The organism is Rhizobium sp. WSM1328 (assembly GCF_057653715.1).
This window is the reverse complement of sequence record NZ_CM172788.1, coordinates 3,650,200-3,667,235: the sequence shown is the minus strand read 5'-3', so window position 1 is coordinate 3,667,235 and position 17,036 is coordinate 3,650,200. Positions and strand designations below refer to the sequence as shown.

The window sequence follows — 17,036 nt, the reverse complement described above, 5'->3', positions numbered from 1 at the left end:
GTCCCCCTGTTTTCATAGGAGATTACAGAGGTGCTGTAGCGATGTCACAGCGATTTTGAAGATTGGGTGAACGCCGGGAAAGACCGGCGTTAGCTTCCGGTCCTTTCGATCCGTTCGCGCTGCATCATTGCGGCGGTGAGCAACTTCCGGAAGCGGGGATCGTCGCGGATGTTGTCGAGATCGGAATCATTGTCGAACCATTTGATATGGTAGACGGAGCTGTTCGGCAGCAGCTTCTCCAGCAGATCGATCGCCTGGTCGACGTCGCCGAGAACGGAATAGACGCAGGCGAGATTATACTGCGCGACGATGTCGTCGGGATCGATGGCGATCGCACGCGCCGCCCAGTCGCGTGCCCTTGTCGCATCGCCCATATGGGCAAGCGCCAGCGCGCCGCGATGGGCGGGGCCGGAATTTTCCGGATTGAGGTTCAGGGCGCGTTCGGCGCGCAGCAGGCCGAGGCGCGCCCAGTTTTCCGTGTCCAACACCCGGCCGAGCGAGCGGTAGGCCGACATCAGGTGGATCGGCGAGACGTAGTCGTCCGGACGGATTGCGGCGGCGCGGGTGAAATATTGCACCGATTCGGCAAAGTTGCCGTGCATGAAGAAGAACCGGGCATAATGGAAATTCGCCTCGAAGAGGTTCGGGTCGAGCGCCAGGGCACGTTCGAAGGCCGCCGCCGCCCTATCGTCATAGCCGCTCTGATGCAAAGCGAGACCATGAGAGGCGTGGGCTTCGGGAAGGTCGGGATCAAGCGCCAGGGCACGGGCGCTCATCTCGAGGATGCGCCTCAGCGGCACGTCGTCAGGTGCCCAGTCGCGGATCGCCGCGTCGCAATCGGCGATGCCGGCATAGGCGCGGGCATAATCCGGATCGAGCTCGACCGCCTTGCAGAACATGCGCCTTGCGAGCTGGAGATAGGATTTGGTCCAGGTGTGGGAGAGCTGGCGGCCCCTGAGATAGTAGGTATAGGCCTCGACATTGGCGGTCGGCTCAGTCGCGATCGCCTTCTTCTCTTCCGGTAGCAGGCGCACCTTCAACTGGCCGACGATCGCATGGGTGATCTCGTCCTGGATGGCAAAGATGTCAGTCATATCGCGGTCGTAACGCTCGGCCCAGAGATGGTCGCCATTGGCGGTATCGATCAGCTGACCGGAAATGCGCACGCGATTGCCGACGATGCGTACACTTCCCTCGAGCACGTAGCGCACGCCAAGCTCCTGGGCGAGCCGCTTCACCTTCACCGATATGCCCTTATAGGTGAAGATGGTATTGCGCGGCACGACGTGCAGGCTGGAGATCTTGGAAAGATCGGTGATGATATCTTCGGTAATGCCGTCGGAGAAATAATCCTGATCGGCATCGCCGCTCATATTGGTGAAGGGCAGCACCGCGATGAAGCAGGTATTGCGATTCTGCGCGACCAATCTGGCGGAGGAAGGCGGCGCCAAGCTGACGGTATAGACCTGAACAGGCTGCCTGATGTTCTTCAGTATATGTTCGCCGATGAATTCGAAGCCAAGATTGAGGCGCGAGCCGACTTGGTCACGCACCGAGGCCGACACGGCGATGCCGCCCGGCGCTGCGATACGCTCAAGCCTGGCGGCGAGATTGACCCCATCTCCGAATATGTCGCCGTTCTCGACCACGACGTCGCCGAGATTGATGCCGATGCGGAATTCGACGCGCTCGTCCTTGGGCACGTTCTCGTTACGGGCGGCCATGCTGCGCTGGATCTCGGCGGCACAGGCCACCGCATTCACCACGCTCTGGAATTCGGCAAGGATGCCATCGCCGGTGAGTTTAACGATCCGGCCCTTGTAGTCTGAAATACGAATGTCGACCAGCTCGCAGCGATGGCGGTTCAGCGCCTGCAACGTGCCGGATTCATCGATGCCCATCAGCCGGCTGTAGCCGACGACGTCTGCAGCGAGAATAGCGCTCAGTCGTCGTTCCATGACCCCTCCCATGGATCTTCCCAGTTTAGTCTAACTTTTTATAGAGTTTTTGTCGCATAGAGTCGTCCCCCGAAATAAGAAATTCGGGCGGTCTCGACGTTTTAACGCGGCAGCGCGACCATATAACGTCGTCGATCTTCATCAATACTCTAAATGGGTGAAGGATGGAGCCAGTCACTAATCCTTTGTGATGAAAAGGCAATTTGCTTCGGAGAAAAACCCAGTGTTCTGCCTTGGCCGATACTTCCCGTGTCGGCATCATAAAACCGATCGCCGAACGATTTAAGGCTTGAGCCGGACCCAGGGGCATGGCTTGGAAGACGAATCGCCAGGGTATCCAACGCGGTATGCAATGTGATTCGCGGTTGCTTCGGCGATTGTCGTGAGGCCAGCGAAAGGTATTGTGGTGACGTGTCATGGCTGACGGAGATTTTGGATGACGGATTTGGCCCGGAATTTTCTGGAGTTTCACGACATTCCGGAGGCCGGGCTGCGGTCGATCATCGGTCGCGCCGGTGAGCTTGCCAAAGCCTGGGATGAGCGCACGATGCCGCAGAGCCTTGCGGGCAAACGCGTCGCGCTGATTGTCGATGACGGCGGCTGGCGCAATACGACCGCCTTCGATCTCGGCATCCAGGCGATGGGCGGTATTTGCGTGCATGTGCCGATCGGCTTCAATGCCAGGGAGGAAACCGGCGATCTCTCGGGTTATCTCGGCAACTGGTTCGACATGCTGGTGATCCGCACGAAGGAGTTTGCGACATTGAAGGCGGTGGCGGCAGCCTCGCCGGTCCCTGTCATCAACGCGCGCACACGCTCCAACCATCCCTGCGAGACGCTCGGCGACCTTGCCTATATCAACAGCCGGCGCGGCTTGATCGATGGGTTGAAGGTCGTTGGCGTGGCGGCGGACGCAAATATCCTCCGCTCCTGGGCCGAAGCGTCGATCGCATTGCCGATCGAGGTGGTGCAGGTCTATCCCGAACACTGGCACATCAGCGACGCCGCGTTGCTCAATGGACGCTTCCGCGTGAGCACCGATATGGGCGAGCTATCGAATGCCGACGTCGTCACCACCGATTCATGGCCGGGCGATGCCGCCTCGGACGCGCTCGCCGGCTACCGGATCGGGGCCGATGTGCTCGATCGTTTGCGGGAGGATGCGATCTTTCTGCCGTGCCCGCCGGTTCGGCGCGGCCAGGAGGTGACGGCGGAGGCGATGGCGCATCCGCTCTGCCAAAGCCGCGTCGCCAAGGCCTTTCTGTTGCATGCGCAAAATGCGCTGATGGAGTGGGTCGCGACCTAGAGCGATTCAGCTTTTAACGGAAGCGCAGAACCGCTCTATCCTTTTGTCTTTACGCAATTCCCGGCAAAAGCGCTTCGCGCTTTGCCTGGGAAAACCGCTACACACTTTTCCTGCCTCGTTGAGCGATGGCGTTGGATATGATTTTGCCATCTTGGCTCTTGCGTGCTGTGTTGAGAACATCCATCGGATGCGATGGCCCTTTCGGTGCGGCGTCGCAGCCAGGTCCGGACCTCGGTTTCAAGGCTGTCGCGACTGGCGATGCGGCGGTCAAGACATTGGCGGCACAGGAAGCGGATCTCGATCTCGACCATATTGAGCCAATTGGCGTGCTTGGGCGTGTAGTGGAACTCCAGACGTCGCAAAATCCGGCGCTCCTCGGCGGCTGGGAAGGTCTGATAGACGGCGGAGGTCGTGTGGGTTGATAGGTTATCCATCATGACACGAACCTTGTCGGCGCCGGGATAGTCGACGTCGACAAGGCGCGCATGCAGATGGCCAAGTCCTCATTGGCGCGGCGGCACCGCCGTCTTCTGGAGCCCATCGGCAACATTCCACCAGCCGAAGCTGAAGAACGATACTACGTCATGCTGGACGCGCCAGCCATGGCCGCATAACTTAAACCAAACGGTCTCCGGCAAACCCGGGCGGTTCCCCTTGAACGAGAGAACACACAATGCTTGGTTTCCTACGACGCAAAGCAGAGCCGGACCCATCACCCAAAATTCTGCGGGTTCCGTCGAAAAAGTTCAACGCCGCTGTGGGTGCTGCTATGGCGGCCATTCATGAGTTAGAGGAGATCACGACACGCGCAAAGTCTCGGATGAGCGATCAAAAGAGACCAATCGGGCAAGGAGACCTTGAGGAAGTCCTACGAATGCTGTCCGATGCAAAGCGGCGAATTGATAGTGAAATGGAAGATGAAATAGCAAAATCTGACGATCAAGGTGACACTGAATGGAACAAGGACGGATATGATCTACTTGTGGCTCCAACTTTTCGAATGGCCAACTCACCCCAGGAAATAATTGATCTTACGTTGAGAGCTTCAGACGGTGGCGCTAAGAGTGCCCGATTGGTGTATCAACTGGTAATTGCAGAGATGGATGTTGCTGTTGCGCGTTATTATGTGACGCTAAACACAGGCATCAAAACTGAATAGGAGCAAACCAGCTCAAATGTGGTTTGGATGCATAGGGGACACCTAGGTCGCGAAGTTGGGTCGCCTAGTAGTAAAGTGCTCCCCGACCCCAAATGCCACTCAGCCCGCCCGCGTTCGCCCAGAGAATGGCTTCCTCCGTCGGCCCAATCCCGCTCCTTGAGCTCCCGGATGGCGATGGACGCCTTGTCGGCCAATGCAGTGAGTTTGTCGATCAGGGTATCTGCTCGATCGTTTGTCGGAGGGTGCGATCTCCCTGCCGTGCCCGCCGGTTCGGCGCGGCGAGGAGGTAACGGCGGGGGCGATGGAACATCCGCTCTGCCGAAGCCGTATCGCCAAGGCTTTTCTGCTGCATGCGCAGAATGCGCTGATGGAGTGGGTCGCTGCCTAGTCCGGCGCCCTTGCTCCTCTGGGCGCGCTCAGGCATTGTTGCGGCATGAGGAGAGTTTTCATCTTGCTGCTGGCGTTCTGGCCGGGCTTCGCGCTCGCCGATCAGGCCTTCTATCCGGCGAAGTCGGGCAATGCCGATGCGCCGGTGCTGACGGTTTATTCCTCGCTCGACGAGCCCCTGGCGCAGCCGATGATCCGGGGTTTCCTGGACGCCAATCCCGATATCGCAGTCAAATATGAGGACATGCTGACCGGCGACATCTACGACCGGATCGTCAGGGAGACGGATGCCGGCAAGAAGACGGCGGATTTCGCCTTCTCCTCGGCGATGGACCTGCAGGTGAAGCTTTCCAATGACGGATATGCTCAGGTCAGCAACCTGCCGATGAGCGGTGCATGGCCGAAATGGGCGAACTGGCGCAACACCGCCTATGCGCTCACCTTCGAGCCGGCGGTGTTCGTCTATCACAAGCCGAGCTTTGCGCATGAGCCGGTGCCGAGCTCGCGGGCTGAATTCGTCGATTATCTGAAACGCAAGGGCAACGACGTCTATGGGCGGATTGGCACCTACGATATCGAGCGCTCGGGCGTCGGCTTTCTTTTCATGGCGCGCGACCAGGAGCAGTTCGGCGACATCTGGTCGGTGATCGGGGCGATGGGGGCTGCCGGCGTCAAGCTTTATTCGACGAGTTCGGCGATCCTCGAACGCGTTGCCGACGGGCGCTTCGTGCTCGGCTACAATATTCTCGGCTCCTATGCGGCCGACTGGGCGTCGCGCTATCCCGATGTCGGCATCGTGCTGCCGAAGGATTATACCGTGGTGATGTCGCGGATCGGGCTGGTGCCGCAGGCCGCCGCCGATCCGGAACTCGGTCGGCGTTACCTTACCTTCTTCATGTCGAGGGAAGGGCAGACGATCCTGGCGCGCGAGCTGCAGATCCCGGCGGTCAGCCCCGAGGTGGCAGGCGAGAATACCGCCAATACGCTGCAGGAACTGCTCGGCGCCCAACTGCGGCCGGTGCCGGTCAGCCCCGGATTGATGGTCTATCTCGACCAGGTGAAGCGGGCGCGGCTGATCGCGCATTGGAACGAGGTTCTGCGGATGCAGTGAAGGCGCTTTCGGTGGGCTTTGCCCTCCTTATAGAGCTTTGGATCGCTCCGCCTGTAGCTCTCGCCAGATGAGGCTCGCGGCCATACTTCGCGGCGACTAGAAGTACTGGCCATGCGGCAGCGAAGAACCGGGATTTAGACCGGCAACTGCCAATTACGGCAAAAAAGTGTCGTGTCCTTCTGGATATCTCACCGATGTCAGCTAAATGACAGGTTGTTGTGGTCGCTTTGGCTACTTCTTCTCCGTGGAGGCGGAGAGCTGAAGCCTTGGGAGGTATTCCGCTCGTCATTCAGGACGCTTGCGTCCGCTGGCAGCCATTCCTCCTGATTCCCTTGAGAATAACAGGCGGTCTGCTCAGCCGCCGACGGAGGACACATCGTGAAGCATACGTTCATTGCAACCCTTCTTGCAGCGACTATCGCGCTGCCGGCCTATGCGGCCGATTACACCATCATCGCGCCGGCCGCTCCCGGCGGCGGCTGGGACCAGACGGCCCGTTCGCTGCAGACCGCGCTGCAGCAGGAGAAGATCTCCGGCAACGTGCAGGTCCAGAACGTTCCGGGCGCCGGCGGCACCATCGGCCTTGCGCAGTTCAGCAGCCAGGCTGCCGGCAACCCGAATTCGCTGATTGTCGGCGGCTATGTCATGGTCGGCGCGATCCTCACTAACAAGTCGCCGGTGACGCTCAAGGATGTCACGCCGATCGCTCGTCTGACCGGCGAGTATGAGGCCGTCGTCGTTCCTGCCGCGTCCGAGATCAAAACCATGGCCGACCTGGTCGCGGCGCTGAAGAAGGATCCGGGTGCGGTTTCCTGGGGCGGCGGCTCTGCCGGCGGCACCGACCACATCGCCGTCGGCCTGATCGCCAAGGCTTCCGGCGTCGACCCGACCAAGATCAACTATGTCGCCTTTTCCGGCGGCGGTGAAGCGCTCGCCGCCATTCTCGGCGGCCAGGTCACGGCTGGCGTCTCGAGCTATAGCGAATTCGAATCGCAGGTGAAGTCGGGCACGCTCCGTCTTCTCGCCGTATCCAGCGACAAGCGTATCGACGGCGTCGATGCGCCGACGCTGAAGGAAGCCGGCACCGACGTCACCATTCAGAACTGGCGCATGGTTGCCGCTGCTCCCGGCCTGTCGGCAGAGCAGGTGGCAAGCGTCACCGCCGATTTCGAGAAACTGCACAGCTCCGCCACCTGGCAGGAAACCCTGAAGACCAAGGGCTGGGCCGACACCTATCTGTCCGGCGACGCCTTCAAGGCGCAGCTCGAAAAGGATGTCTCGGCCACTGAAGGCATTCTCAAAGATATCGGACTTGTTCAATGAGCGAGGATAGCCCCTCCTCGGCAACCGAACGCCGCCCTGATTGGGCGGCGTTCATCATTGCCGTTTTCCTCTTCGTCGTCGCCGGCGTGATGGCCTGGGATGCCTTGCATCTGAAAACGATTGCGCAGTACGACCGCATCGGTCCGGCGACTGTGCCTCAAGTGGTGGCACTCGGCCTCTTCTGTCTCGGGATCTGGACCGCCTTCGAAGCCTGGCGCGGCGATTTTCCCGAACGTGACCGGCAGGAAGTCGCACCCGTCATCTGGATCGTCGCCGGTCTTGCCTGCCAGATGCTGCTTTTGCGCGTCGCCGGCTTCTCGATCGCGACCGGCATCCTCTTCGCGCTGACGGCACGCGGCTTCGGCAAGCGTAAGCTCTGGATCTCGCTGCCGCTTGGCATCGTCCTCAGCTTTGTCGTCTGGGCGATCTTCTCGCAGCTGCTGCAACTGACGCTGCCGGCCGGCCCGCTCGAACATCTGTTCTTCTGACCGCGCGGACGCGCTGTCAGCTCTTTTGATTTTGCGCGGCGCCTGACCCCGAAATCGGATGGTCGGGAAGGCCGCTTGGGACACCAAGATGAGCACATTCGAATTCCTATGGCAGGGTATCCTGGTTGCGATGCAGCCGATGAACCTGGTTTATGCGCTGGTCGGCGTGACGCTGGGCACCGCCGTCGGCGTGCTTCCCGGCATCGGCCCGGCACTCACCGTGGCGCTGCTGTTGCCCGTCACCTACAAACTCGATCCCGGCGGCTCGCTGATCATGTTCGCCGGCATTTATTACGGCGGCATGTATGGCGGTTCGACGACCTCGATCCTGCTCAACACGCCGGGTGAAAGCGCCTCGATCGTCACCGCGCTCGAGGGCAACAAGATGGCGCGCGCCGGGCGCGGCGGACCGGCGCTGGCGACGGCGGCGATCGGCTCCTTCGTCGCCGGCCTGATCGCGACGCTCGGGCTTGCCTTCATCGCGCCTTACATCGTCAAGCTGGCGCTGGTCTTCGGGCCGCGCGAATATTTCGCGCTGATGGTGCTTGCCTTCGTTACCGTCTCCTCGGCTTTCGGCGATTCGGCGCTCAGGGGCCTGACCTCGCTGTTTATCGGCTTTGCGCTCGCCATGGTCGGCATCGACCAGCAGACGGGGCAGGCCAGGCTTTCCTTCGGCATTCCCGACCTGCTCGATGGTGTCGAGGTGACGACGCTTGCCGTGGCGATGTTTGCGATCGGCGAGACGCTTTATATCGCCGCGCAGGGCAACCGGATCGCGGAGAAGATCGAGGCGGTCAAGGGTTCGCTCTGGATGACCGCTGAGGACTGGTCGCGCTCGTGGAAGCCGTGGCTGCGCGGCACGCTGATCGGTTTCCCGATCGGCGCGATGCCGGCGGGCGGCGCCGAAATCGGCACTTTCCTCTCCTATGCGACCGAAAAGCGGCTGGCGAAAAACCCGGAAGAGTTCGGCCATGGCGCGATCGAAGGGGTGGCCGGTCCCGAGGCAGCAAACAACGCATCGGCCGCCGGCACCCTGGTGCCGCTTCTGACGCTCGGCCTGCCGACGACGGCGACAGCGGCGATCATGCTTGCCGGCTTCCAGCAGTACGGCTTGCAGCCGGGGCCGCTGCTGTTTGCCACCAATCCGCAGCTTGTCTGGGGACTGATCGCCAGCCTGCTCATCGCCAATGCGATGCTTTTGGTGCTGAACCTGCCGATGATCGGGCTCTGGGTAAAGCTGCTGACAATCCCGAAGCCATGGCTCTATGCCGGTATCCTGCTGTTTGCGACGCTTGGGACAATCGGTGCCAATCCATCCGTGTTCGAGCTCGGCATGCTGCTCACTTTTGGCCTGCTCGGCTATGTGATGCGGCTGTTCGGCTATCCGATCGCGCCTACCGTCGTCGGCCTGATCCTCGGCCCGCTTGCCGAACAGCAGCTGCGCCGAGCGCTGGCGATCAGCCAGGGCGACGTCACGACGCTTGTGATGTCGCCGATCGCGGCAGGCTTGCTCATCGTTGCAGCCGCCGCCTTCCTCATCCCGCTGATCCTGCGGCTGCGCGGCAGAGGTCAGGTGCTGTCGCAACTTGCGGCAAACGAAGACTAAAATAAGAAGACGATCCACCCCTCCCTCGGGGCCGGCCATGGAGACATGTGCCGGCCTGCTGTTTATGCATGGCTGAGGTGATTTTCTGAGCATTGTGGAGGTCTATGCGTGACGCCATCTATGGACAGTCAATCATAGAGCAAGAGGAAAAGGACAATGTCCGCACTTCGCAATTCAATCCGTACTGGCTTCTTTGGCCGCGCATTCGCCGTCCTTGGGGCTGCAAACGCTGTCAGCGCCGCTGTCGAAGCAGGCCGTCGCCCGCGCGCCAATGATCTCACGAAGCTCGGCATCGACCCGGCCTCCTTCGGTCAGGTCTCCCGCTAACACCTTCAAGCCATGCATGAATGAATTAGCCCGCAACCGGATGGTCGCGGGCTTTATTTTTATCCCTACGGATGCAGCAGCGCGGCGCGCTGTGACACCCGATGTCAGGCGTGAAGCTCCTCCTGCCTGATGCCATGACCCTCCACCTTTTCGCGCCTGTTGTGGCGGATGGATGACCAGAGGGACAGGCCGATCAAGGCCGCGCCGCCGAGGCCGGTGATGACTTCGGGGATGTGCACCATGGTCTGCGCATACATGATCACCGAGAGGATCAGGATGGCATAGAAGGCGCCATGTTCGAGATAGCGGTATTCGGCAAGTGTTCCCTTCTCCACCAGCATGATCGTCATCGAGCGCACATACATGGCGCCGATGCCGAGGCCGATGGCGATGACGAAGAGGTTCTGCGTCAGCGCAAAGGCGCCGATGACGCCGTCGAAGGAGAAGCTGGCGTCCAGCACTTCTAGATAGATGAAGGCGCCGAGGCCACCCTTGGCGGCAGCGCTCATCGTCTGCTGCGAGGCATCGAGCAGCCCGCCGACCACCTCGACCGCGAGGAAGGTGAGCAGGCCGTAGATGGCGCAATGGACGAAGACAGTGGCTTCCTCGCCGCCGATCAGCCAGGAGAAAACCAGCATCAGCGCCAGCACGAAGGCGATCTCGATACCCTTGATGGTGGCGGAACGCGCCATCATCTTTTCAAGGCCGCCGATCCAGTGCACCTGCTTCTCGTGATTGAAGAAATAGTTGAGGCCGACCATCATCAGGAAGGTGCCGCCGAAGGCTGCGATCGGCAGATGTGCGTCGTTCATGATGCGGGCATATTCGGCCGGCTCGCGTGCGGCAAGCACCAGAGCATCCCAGGGGCCGATCTGTGCCGCGATCGCGACGATCGCCAGCGGGAAGACGATGCGCATACCGAAGACGGCAATGATGATGCCCCAGGTGAGGAAGCGCTTCTGCCAGACCGGCGTCATCTCCTTCAGCTTGTTGGCGTTGACGATGGCATTGTCGAAGGAAAGCGATATCTCCAGCACTGCAAGTACCGTGCAGATGAAGAAGACGGTCGCCATGCCGCCGATCGTGCCGGTCGTCTGCCAGCCGAGCACGGCGCCGAGAACGAGGCCGAGGGCAGTGACGATGAAAGCCCAGCGAAAATAGCTGAGCGAGGATTTGGAGGTCACAGTCTGGTTCATGGCCGCACCTCGCGGCCGCAAATCGTGTCGAAGAGGGTGGACAAATTAGAAAGACGCCGCACGCCACAATGGGCACGCGGGTCAGGCATGGTGAGCTTGTTCATCGATGAAAAATCCGCCGGCTAAGCTGCAGGCGGTACCGACATCACGAGAGCGCCGTAAAAACTCTCGCCAGAGGGGCCCGGCACCAAAGTTCCCCCGTCAGCCGATGTCTGGAAGGCTGCGGGATAGGTTCTAGGTAATGGGCTTCGCGGGCCAGTCAAGGCCGACAGGCGTGCCGAGATTGGGTAATTTTTTTGGAACCATCCTGATGCCCGCCCGTTAGGCCCTGGTTGAGCTTAAAAAAGGAGGCCGATGATGCACACTTCGACCCATCTTCCCGACAAACGCACGGAGGCGTCCGACCGCATGAAGCGGTCGAAGCCGAACCGCATGCAGAAGGCGCAGGTGCTGCCGCCGCATCATGTCGACTTGACGCTTACGCCCGGCGTCTACCACGACATTCACGTGCCGGCCCATGTTACCGGCGCCGATCTTTCCAAGGGTGGCCCCGACATCAAGGGCAATGCAGAGACCAAGAAATAACGGCTATTCCGGAAGCCCTTGGGCGATGACAGTAGATTTGAAACAGGGTGAGAAACATATGACGATCAACTTTGTGCCCCGCGAAATCTTCATCCGGCACGAAAATGAATGGAAGGCCGTACGCGAGGCGGCGGACGAACGCATCAATATCGGCAAACGCCAGAAGCCGCTCTCCGCCATCGGCGGCACCGTGTCGGTTGGTAAAAGCGATCCTTCGGCTACACGCGCTGAATGGCCAACAGCCGAGTGACCCACAGAAGGGCACGCCGACAACACGAGCGCCCGGCATGATGCCGGGCGCTTTGCTTTTCTATTTCTGTTCATCGCGATCGACACGCTGTCCGGAATTAAAGCCGAACCGCTGTTCGAGTTTGCCGAAGGCGAAGAGTACGCAGATGGCGACGATCGTCGTGAAGAAGGCGAGCGGCCAATAGCCGAAGCCCATGGCGAGGCCGATCGCGCCGGAGAGCCACATGCCGGCGCCCGTCGTCAGCCCGTGCACCCGACCTCTTGCAAAGACGATCATGCCGGCGGCAAGGAAGGCGACGCCGGCAGTCACGGCTTCGATGACGCGCAGCGGATCGATGCGCACCTGCTCGTCATCGGTAAAACCCGGCATGTGCACGGCCTCGATCGAGATGATGGCGAAGAGGGCAGCGGCAAGACTAATCAGAATATGGGTGCGGAAGCCCGCCGGGCGGTCGCGTGCCTCGCGTTCGAAGCCGATCAGCCCGCCGAAGACGATGGCGCCGAAGAGGCGGGCGAAGATGACGGGATAGTGGATACGCGACGCCGGTATTATGTCGGCGATGATGAGATCCATGGATTTTTCCCCAGAATAGATGGAATTTTTCGCTGGCTAACGTCTGAGCGCGGAATTTGTTCAGCTTTTTTCCCTCATGCGTTTCGGCCGTCCCGTTGGTCTCTCCGGTCCGCGCCGGCGCTTGCATGTCATTGGAGGGAAAGTTCGGCGCACCAGGCATCATCCTGTCGCCGCGCCAACCTTTCGGAAAGGATTGGGCAGCGATAATCCCGGCCTCACGGGAATCGGACAGATGGCCAAGACAGCGACACGCGGCCGCCGCAAGGCGCCGGCCAGAGGAAAGAGCAAAGCGCGCAGCAGCGGTGGCGGATTGCTGCCCTGGGCGGTGATCGGCATTGCCGCGATCGGCGGCATCGTCGCCCACGACCATTGGAAGCGCATCCAGCCGATGCTTGCAAGGCAATCGACATCGATCACGCGGGAAACGGCGGAGCCGAGGCCCGTCGTCAGGAAGGACGTGCCGCCGAAGCAGGTGGCGCTTGCCGCACCCACGCCGAAAGTCGCAGCGCCGCTGCGACAGTCGCAATCGCTGCCGCCGGCCACGATCCCGACGCCGATGATCCAGCCGATAAAGGCAGTGCCGTCACCGGCCTCTCCGGCCGTTTCGGAAACCGGGACGGTTGCCTTCGGCTATTGCGGGCAGGGCGCCCATATCAATTGCGTCAGCGACGGCGGCGTCTTCTGGTACAAGGGCGAAAAGATCGTGATTGCCGACATGGCAAGCCCGGTGGTCGACCAAGCGCGCTGTGACGGCGAGCGCCGAGTGGCCTTTGCCGCCAAGTCGCGGCTGCTGGCGCTTCTGAACGCCGGACCCTTCACCATGAATGCCGCGGGCAAGAGCGAGCCCTCTGGCGCGCCGCGCGTCATCTCGCGCGACGGGCGCTCTTTCGGCGCGCAGCTGATCAACGAGGGACTGGCACGCAAGCCAGGGGCCGCCGGCGGCGCCTGGTGCGCCTGACAGCAATTCAAAATGCTAGAGCGTCCTTTGCGCGTCTGAAAAGACGCGCGGCGCTGTAGAGCATTTCCATTCTCGAATGCATGGAAAAGCTCTCTTTGTTTTCACGCGATTCAGGACGAAAAACCGCTGCGCAGTTTTGCAGGGATTGCTCTGGCTACTTACCCTTCTTCACCAGCTTGCCGCCGGTGCGGAAGCTGCCGGTAAACGAGGAATCTTTGCTTTCGGCGGTGCATTCGATCGCGATCGGCTTGCCGGCATAGGGATTGCCGAAGGTACAGAAGCCGGCGACCTTGACCTCTCCGGTCATCTTGTTGCCGACACCCGTGGTGACGAGGCTGAGCGGCAGGCGGGCATTACCGTTGGAGGCAGGCTTGATGCCGCTGCCGTCGCCTTGGAAGCCGAGCGCCTTGCCGTCCGAGGTGAAGATGAAGGTCACCAAGCCATTGGCCAGCGTGACGCTGGCAAGCTCGTTCTTGCAGCCCTTGGTGGCGTCGAATTTGGCAACGACCAGCTTGGCGCATTTGCCGGAAAGGGTAATGACGCCGGGCGCACCGGGAAAGGTCTCGACGGGCGCGGCCGGCGCGGCAGAGGCCGGCAAGGCAAGGGCGGCGGAAAAAATTGCGGCGGCTGCCGATGCGAAAAGTCTCATTCTCTGTCTCAACCCCATCTGTCTGCGACGGCGAATCGGCCGTGCACTGGATAGCCAGGCATTGGCACTCTTCTGTGACTTATTTTGGTCCTACCCGGCGGATGCTCGACATCAAACAAGGCGTTAGGGACTTTTGAAGTCGTCCCAGAGGATCGCTGCCCCAGCCGCAAATATCGTGATCGGGATCAGCCAAAGCTTGATGCTGATGGGCTCGACGACATGAAACTGCATATAACCGAAACCGAGGAGGCCAGCCCCAACCAGGGCGACGCCGAGGATGATGGATATCGCTTTCCGTGTCCGCGTCCTTTGCGTCATACGTCCCTCAATTTGCCACGTGTGGGGCTATCCCACAGCCAATTGAATCCGGCCCGGATCATGGCCCGGGCCAATCATGTGCAAACCCTCGCTCCGCAAAGTGCCGGATCTGGAGCGCGGGCCAGCCTCAAGAATTAGAAAATCCCCAAGGCGGGGATTTCTCAACAATGTCAGGGGGATCGGATGGTGGGCGTGACAGGGATTGAACCTGTGACCCCTACGATGTCAACGTAGTGCTCTCCCGCTGAGCTACACGCCCATCCGATGGCGGCGCATAGATCACAAAACCTTCGGAGCCGTCAATAGGCTTTTTTCAGTTTTGTGACGCGCCGCCTGACAAGCCTTACGCGGCAAGCATCTTGTTGACCTCGTCGACGAGATCGCGAAGGTGAAAAGGCTTGGAAAGCACCTTGGCATCCTTCGGCGCCTTCGAATCAGGGTTCAGCGCCACAGCGGCAAAACCGGTGATGAACATCACTTTCAGGTCGGGGTCGAGCTCGGTGGCGCGGCGCGCCAGCTCGATGCCGTCCATCTCGGGCATGACGATATCGGTGAGCAGCAAGGAAAACGGCTCCTCGCGCAGCCGGTCATAGGCGCTGGCGCCATTGTCATAGGAAAGGACCTTGTAGCCGGCCTTTTCGAGCGCCTTCACCAGGAAGCGGCGCATGTCGTTGTCGTCTTCGGCGAGAAGTATCTTCTGAGTCATCAATCCAGACCGCGATCCATAGGTTTTTGGTGGGCTGCCAGCCGTTTACACTAGTCTTTATCCGGTAAACAACCGGTGAATTGCCTGTGCGTGACCGCCATCCCTCCTACATAGTATGGACTTGCGGCCGGGCAACTGGCAACATAGGCCAAGCAGTCAGTTCATGACATGGTAAAGAGGGCCGAAAGTGCCGGAAATACGCGAATACGAGCTTTTTGAGGTTCATGAGCCCGTGTCGCAGACCATTCCCTTCGTCTACAACTCCCCCCATAGCGGCCGCATTTATCCACCGGAATTTATTGCCCAGTCCAGGCTCGAGGGCATAGCCATCCGCCGTTCCGAGGATCACTATGTCGACGAACTCTTCGGCTCGGCCGTAGCACTCGGCGCGCCGCTGCTGGCAGCCAACTTTCCGCGCGCCTATCTCGACGTCAATCGCGAGCCCTACGAGCTCGATCCGCGGATGTTCGACGGGCTGCTGCCGCCCTATGCCAACGTCAATTCGCTCAGGGTCGCCGGCGGGCTCGGTACCATTCCGCGCATCGTCGCCGAGAACATGGAGATCTATGCGCGGCGCCTGCCGGTGCAGGAGGGGCTCGACCGCGTCGAAGCGGTCTACAAGCCCTATCATTCGGCGCTTCGCCGGCTGATCGCGCGAACGCATGTGCAGTTCGGCTTCGGCGTGCTGATCGACTGCCACTCGATGCCCGGCAATGTGCGCGTTGCCGGCAGCACGGCGCGACCCGATTTCATCATCGGTGATCGCTACGGCACCAGCGCTTCGGCTGAACTCTCGCGCGCGGCCATCGCCATCCTCGAGGAAATGGGCTTTGCGGCGATACGCAACAAGCCCTATGCCGGCGGCTTCATCACCGAACATTACGGCCGACCTTCGCGCGGACTGCACGCGCTGCAGATCGAGGTGAACCGGGCGATCTATGTCGACGAGCTGACTCTGGAGAAGCGCGAGGATTTCGCCGCAGTGGCTGATGCCGTCACGGACTTCATGCAGCAAATGGCGGAATATGTCGAGAAATTTGCCGGCGAGCGGGCGCTGGCCGCCGAATAGCTCTCTTTTTCGATACCGCTGACCTCTGGCCTTCGTCTTCCCGGCCAAAAAAAACCGCGCTTGTGAGCGCGGCTAAGTCTAGGGAGGAAACACCCAAGGAGGGTATTTACAGTCAGAAGACTGTACTGAGGACGGTACTATTGCATTGCACAAATGTCAAGCAATATATTGCGCTGCGATATCTTTGGGCAGTTAGATCCAGATTGCCTACTGCGTTTGCATTCCCGTTGCTTTTCGCTATGAAAAGCGCCATTCCCGCCAGCCAAACGGATAAATCATGCTTCCTGACCGTTCGTTCTTCAACCGCCTGGCGGAGGCCGCCCGAGCCGAGACGCTGCCGCGCTTCCGTTCCGGCCTCGATGTCACGAACAAGCTTTCCTCCGGTTTCGACCCGGTGACGGAGGGCGACCGGGCGGCCGAACTCGCCATCCGGGCGCTGATCGAGGAGAGTTTCCCCGGTCACGGCATTCTCGGCGAGGAGCACGGCAATGTCGGGCTCGACCGCGAATATGTCTGGGTGATCGATCCGATCGACGGCACGCGCGCCTTCATCTCCGGCGTGCCGGTATGGGGAACGCTGATCGGCCTGCAGCAGGCGGGCCGGGCGATCATGGGCATGATCGAGCAACCCTTTACCGGCGAGCGTTATTTCGCCGACCAGAACGGCTCGATCTATACCGGGCCGGAGGGCGAGCGGCGGCTGGCGACGCGCCAGTGCGACACGCTTTCGAACGCCATCCTGTTCACTACCTCGCCGCATCTCTTTGCCGGCGAGGAGATGGAGAAATACCGCGAGATTGAGAGCCAGGTACGGCTCTTTCGCTACGGCTGCGACTGCTATGCCTATGCGCTGCTTGCCGCCGGCCATATCGATCTGGTCGTCGAAAACAGCCTGAAACCCTATGACGTCGGCGGCATCATCCCCGTCATCGAGGGGGCGGGCGGCATCATCACCACCTGGGACGGCGGACGGCCGGAAAACGGCGGCTCGATTATCGCTGCCGGCAGCCGCGCAGTCTACGAACAGGCTATCGCCATCCTGCAGCGCTGATCCCAGGGTCAGCAGC

Annotated in this window: 19 protein-coding genes, 1 tRNA gene and 1 pseudogene; 13 read left to right on the top strand and 8 right to left on the bottom strand. The window is 60.7% G+C overall.

Going from position 1 to position 17,036, the window contains the following annotated elements; genetic code table 11:
- Positions 1–89: 89 nt before the first annotated feature.
- A complete protein-coding gene (locus AC2444_RS18400; protein ID WP_012758973.1) occupies positions 90–1,958 on the bottom strand; it encodes an adenylate/guanylate cyclase domain-containing protein in 1,869 nt (622 codons plus the stop codon).
- A 436-nt stretch (positions 1,959–2,394) separates the two neighbouring features.
- Here AC2444_RS18400 and AC2444_RS18395 point away from each other — a divergent pair, with 436 nt between their 5' ends.
- Positions 2,395–3,264: an ornithine carbamoyltransferase gene (locus AC2444_RS18395; protein WP_012758972.1), complete on the top strand. Its 870-nt coding sequence runs from the start codon at positions 2,395–2,397 to the stop codon at positions 3,262–3,264.
- A 35-nt stretch (positions 3,265–3,299) separates the two neighbouring features.
- On the opposite strand, the gene AC2444_RS18390 is transcribed toward AC2444_RS18395, so the two are convergent.
- A complete protein-coding gene (locus AC2444_RS18390; protein WP_409565988.1) occupies positions 3,300–3,698 on the bottom strand; it encodes a transposase in 399 nt (132 codons plus the stop codon).
- A 239-nt stretch (positions 3,699–3,937) separates the two neighbouring features.
- Here AC2444_RS18390 and AC2444_RS18385 point away from each other — a divergent pair, with 239 nt between their 5' ends.
- The 7 genes and pseudogenes from AC2444_RS18385 (at position 3,938) to AC2444_RS18355 (ending at position 9,665) form a co-directional block, all read left to right on the top strand.
- On the top strand, positions 3,938–4,423 hold the full coding sequence (locus tag AC2444_RS18385; RefSeq protein WP_020487030.1) for a hypothetical protein: 486 nt from the start codon (positions 3,938–3,940) through the stop codon (positions 4,421–4,423).
- 220 nt (positions 4,424–4,643) lie between these two features.
- A pseudogene (locus AC2444_RS18380) lies at positions 4,644–4,811 on the top strand (ornithine carbamoyltransferase); the annotation flags it as partial.
- A gap of 63 nt (positions 4,812–4,874) precedes the next feature.
- Positions 4,875–5,921, top strand: a complete 1,047-nt coding sequence (locus AC2444_RS18375) for an ABC transporter substrate-binding protein (RefSeq protein WP_012758970.1) — start codon at positions 4,875–4,877, stop codon at positions 5,919–5,921.
- A 378-nt stretch (positions 5,922–6,299) separates the two neighbouring features.
- The gene (locus AC2444_RS18370; RefSeq protein WP_012758969.1) at positions 6,300–7,244 is read left to right on the top strand and encodes a Bug family tripartite tricarboxylate transporter substrate binding protein; all 945 of its coding nucleotides are present in this window, start codon (positions 6,300–6,302) and stop codon (positions 7,242–7,244) included.
- Entirely contained in the window at positions 7,241–7,732 is a 492-nt protein-coding gene (locus tag AC2444_RS18365) for a tripartite tricarboxylate transporter TctB family protein (protein WP_012758968.1), read from the top strand. Before AC2444_RS18370 ends, AC2444_RS18365 begins: the two co-directional genes overlap by 4 nt.
- Before the next feature lie 88 nt (positions 7,733–7,820).
- On the top strand, positions 7,821–9,338 hold the full coding sequence (locus AC2444_RS18360; protein ID WP_012758967.1) for a tripartite tricarboxylate transporter permease: 1,518 nt from the start codon (positions 7,821–7,823) through the stop codon (positions 9,336–9,338).
- Positions 9,339–9,494: 156 nt separating this feature from the next.
- Positions 9,495–9,665: a hypothetical protein gene (locus AC2444_RS18355; protein ID WP_012758966.1), complete on the top strand. Its 171-nt coding sequence runs from the start codon at positions 9,495–9,497 to the stop codon at positions 9,663–9,665.
- 104 nt (positions 9,666–9,769) lie between these two features.
- On the opposite strand, the gene AC2444_RS18350 is transcribed toward AC2444_RS18355, so the two are convergent.
- Positions 9,770–10,861 (bottom strand): DUF475 domain-containing protein, encoded by a 1,092-nt coding sequence (locus AC2444_RS18350; protein ID WP_012758965.1) that lies wholly within the window; start codon positions 10,859–10,861, stop codon positions 9,770–9,772.
- A gap of 354 nt (positions 10,862–11,215) precedes the next feature.
- Between AC2444_RS18350 and AC2444_RS18345 the strand changes: the two genes are divergently transcribed.
- Both AC2444_RS18345 and AC2444_RS18340 read left to right on the top strand, forming a co-directional pair.
- A complete protein-coding gene (locus tag AC2444_RS18345; protein ID WP_017995173.1) occupies positions 11,216–11,446 on the top strand; it encodes a hypothetical protein in 231 nt (76 codons plus the stop codon).
- Positions 11,447–11,504: 58 nt separating this feature from the next.
- Entirely contained in the window at positions 11,505–11,696 is a 192-nt protein-coding gene (locus tag AC2444_RS18340; protein ID WP_017995172.1) for a hypothetical protein, read from the top strand.
- Between the two features lie 60 nt (positions 11,697–11,756).
- Here the strand turns inward: AC2444_RS18340 and AC2444_RS18335 are convergent, their stop codons facing one another.
- Positions 11,757–12,269, bottom strand: coding sequence for an MgtC/SapB family protein (locus tag AC2444_RS18335; protein ID WP_012758961.1), 513 nt, complete (start codon positions 12,267–12,269; stop codon positions 11,757–11,759).
- 232 nt (positions 12,270–12,501) lie between these two features.
- On the opposite strand from AC2444_RS18335, the gene AC2444_RS18330 reads away from it, so the two are divergent.
- Positions 12,502–13,227, top strand: coding sequence for a hypothetical protein (locus AC2444_RS18330; protein ID WP_012758960.1), 726 nt, complete (start codon positions 12,502–12,504; stop codon positions 13,225–13,227).
- Positions 13,228–13,381: 154 nt separating this feature from the next.
- Here AC2444_RS18330 and AC2444_RS18325 read toward each other — a convergent pair whose 3' ends face one another.
- From AC2444_RS18325 to cpdR1, 4 genes are all read right to left on the bottom strand, one after another.
- Complete coding sequence (locus AC2444_RS18325; protein WP_012758959.1) at positions 13,382–13,876, bottom strand: hypothetical protein; 495 nt, start codon at positions 13,874–13,876, stop codon at positions 13,382–13,384.
- A gap of 123 nt (positions 13,877–13,999) precedes the next feature.
- Positions 14,000–14,194: a hypothetical protein gene (locus tag AC2444_RS18320; RefSeq protein WP_012758958.1), complete on the bottom strand. Its 195-nt coding sequence runs from the start codon at positions 14,192–14,194 to the stop codon at positions 14,000–14,002.
- Positions 14,195–14,378: 184 nt separating this feature from the next.
- Positions 14,379–14,453, bottom strand: a tRNA-Val gene (locus AC2444_RS18315).
- 84 nt (positions 14,454–14,537) lie between these two features.
- The gene (cpdR1, locus tag AC2444_RS18310) at positions 14,538–14,900 is read right to left on the bottom strand and encodes a response regulator CpdR1 (protein WP_003542883.1); all 363 of its coding nucleotides are present in this window, start codon (positions 14,898–14,900) and stop codon (positions 14,538–14,540) included.
- 187 nt (positions 14,901–15,087) lie between these two features.
- Between cpdR1 and AC2444_RS18305 the strand changes: the two genes are divergently transcribed.
- Entirely contained in the window at positions 15,088–15,969 is an 882-nt protein-coding gene (locus AC2444_RS18305) for an N-formylglutamate amidohydrolase (RefSeq protein WP_012758957.1), read from the top strand.
- A gap of 277 nt (positions 15,970–16,246) precedes the next feature.
- Positions 16,247–17,020, top strand: a complete 774-nt coding sequence (gene hisN / locus AC2444_RS18300; protein ID WP_012758956.1) for a histidinol-phosphatase — start codon at positions 16,247–16,249, stop codon at positions 17,018–17,020.
- Positions 17,021–17,036 lie beyond the last annotated feature (16 nt).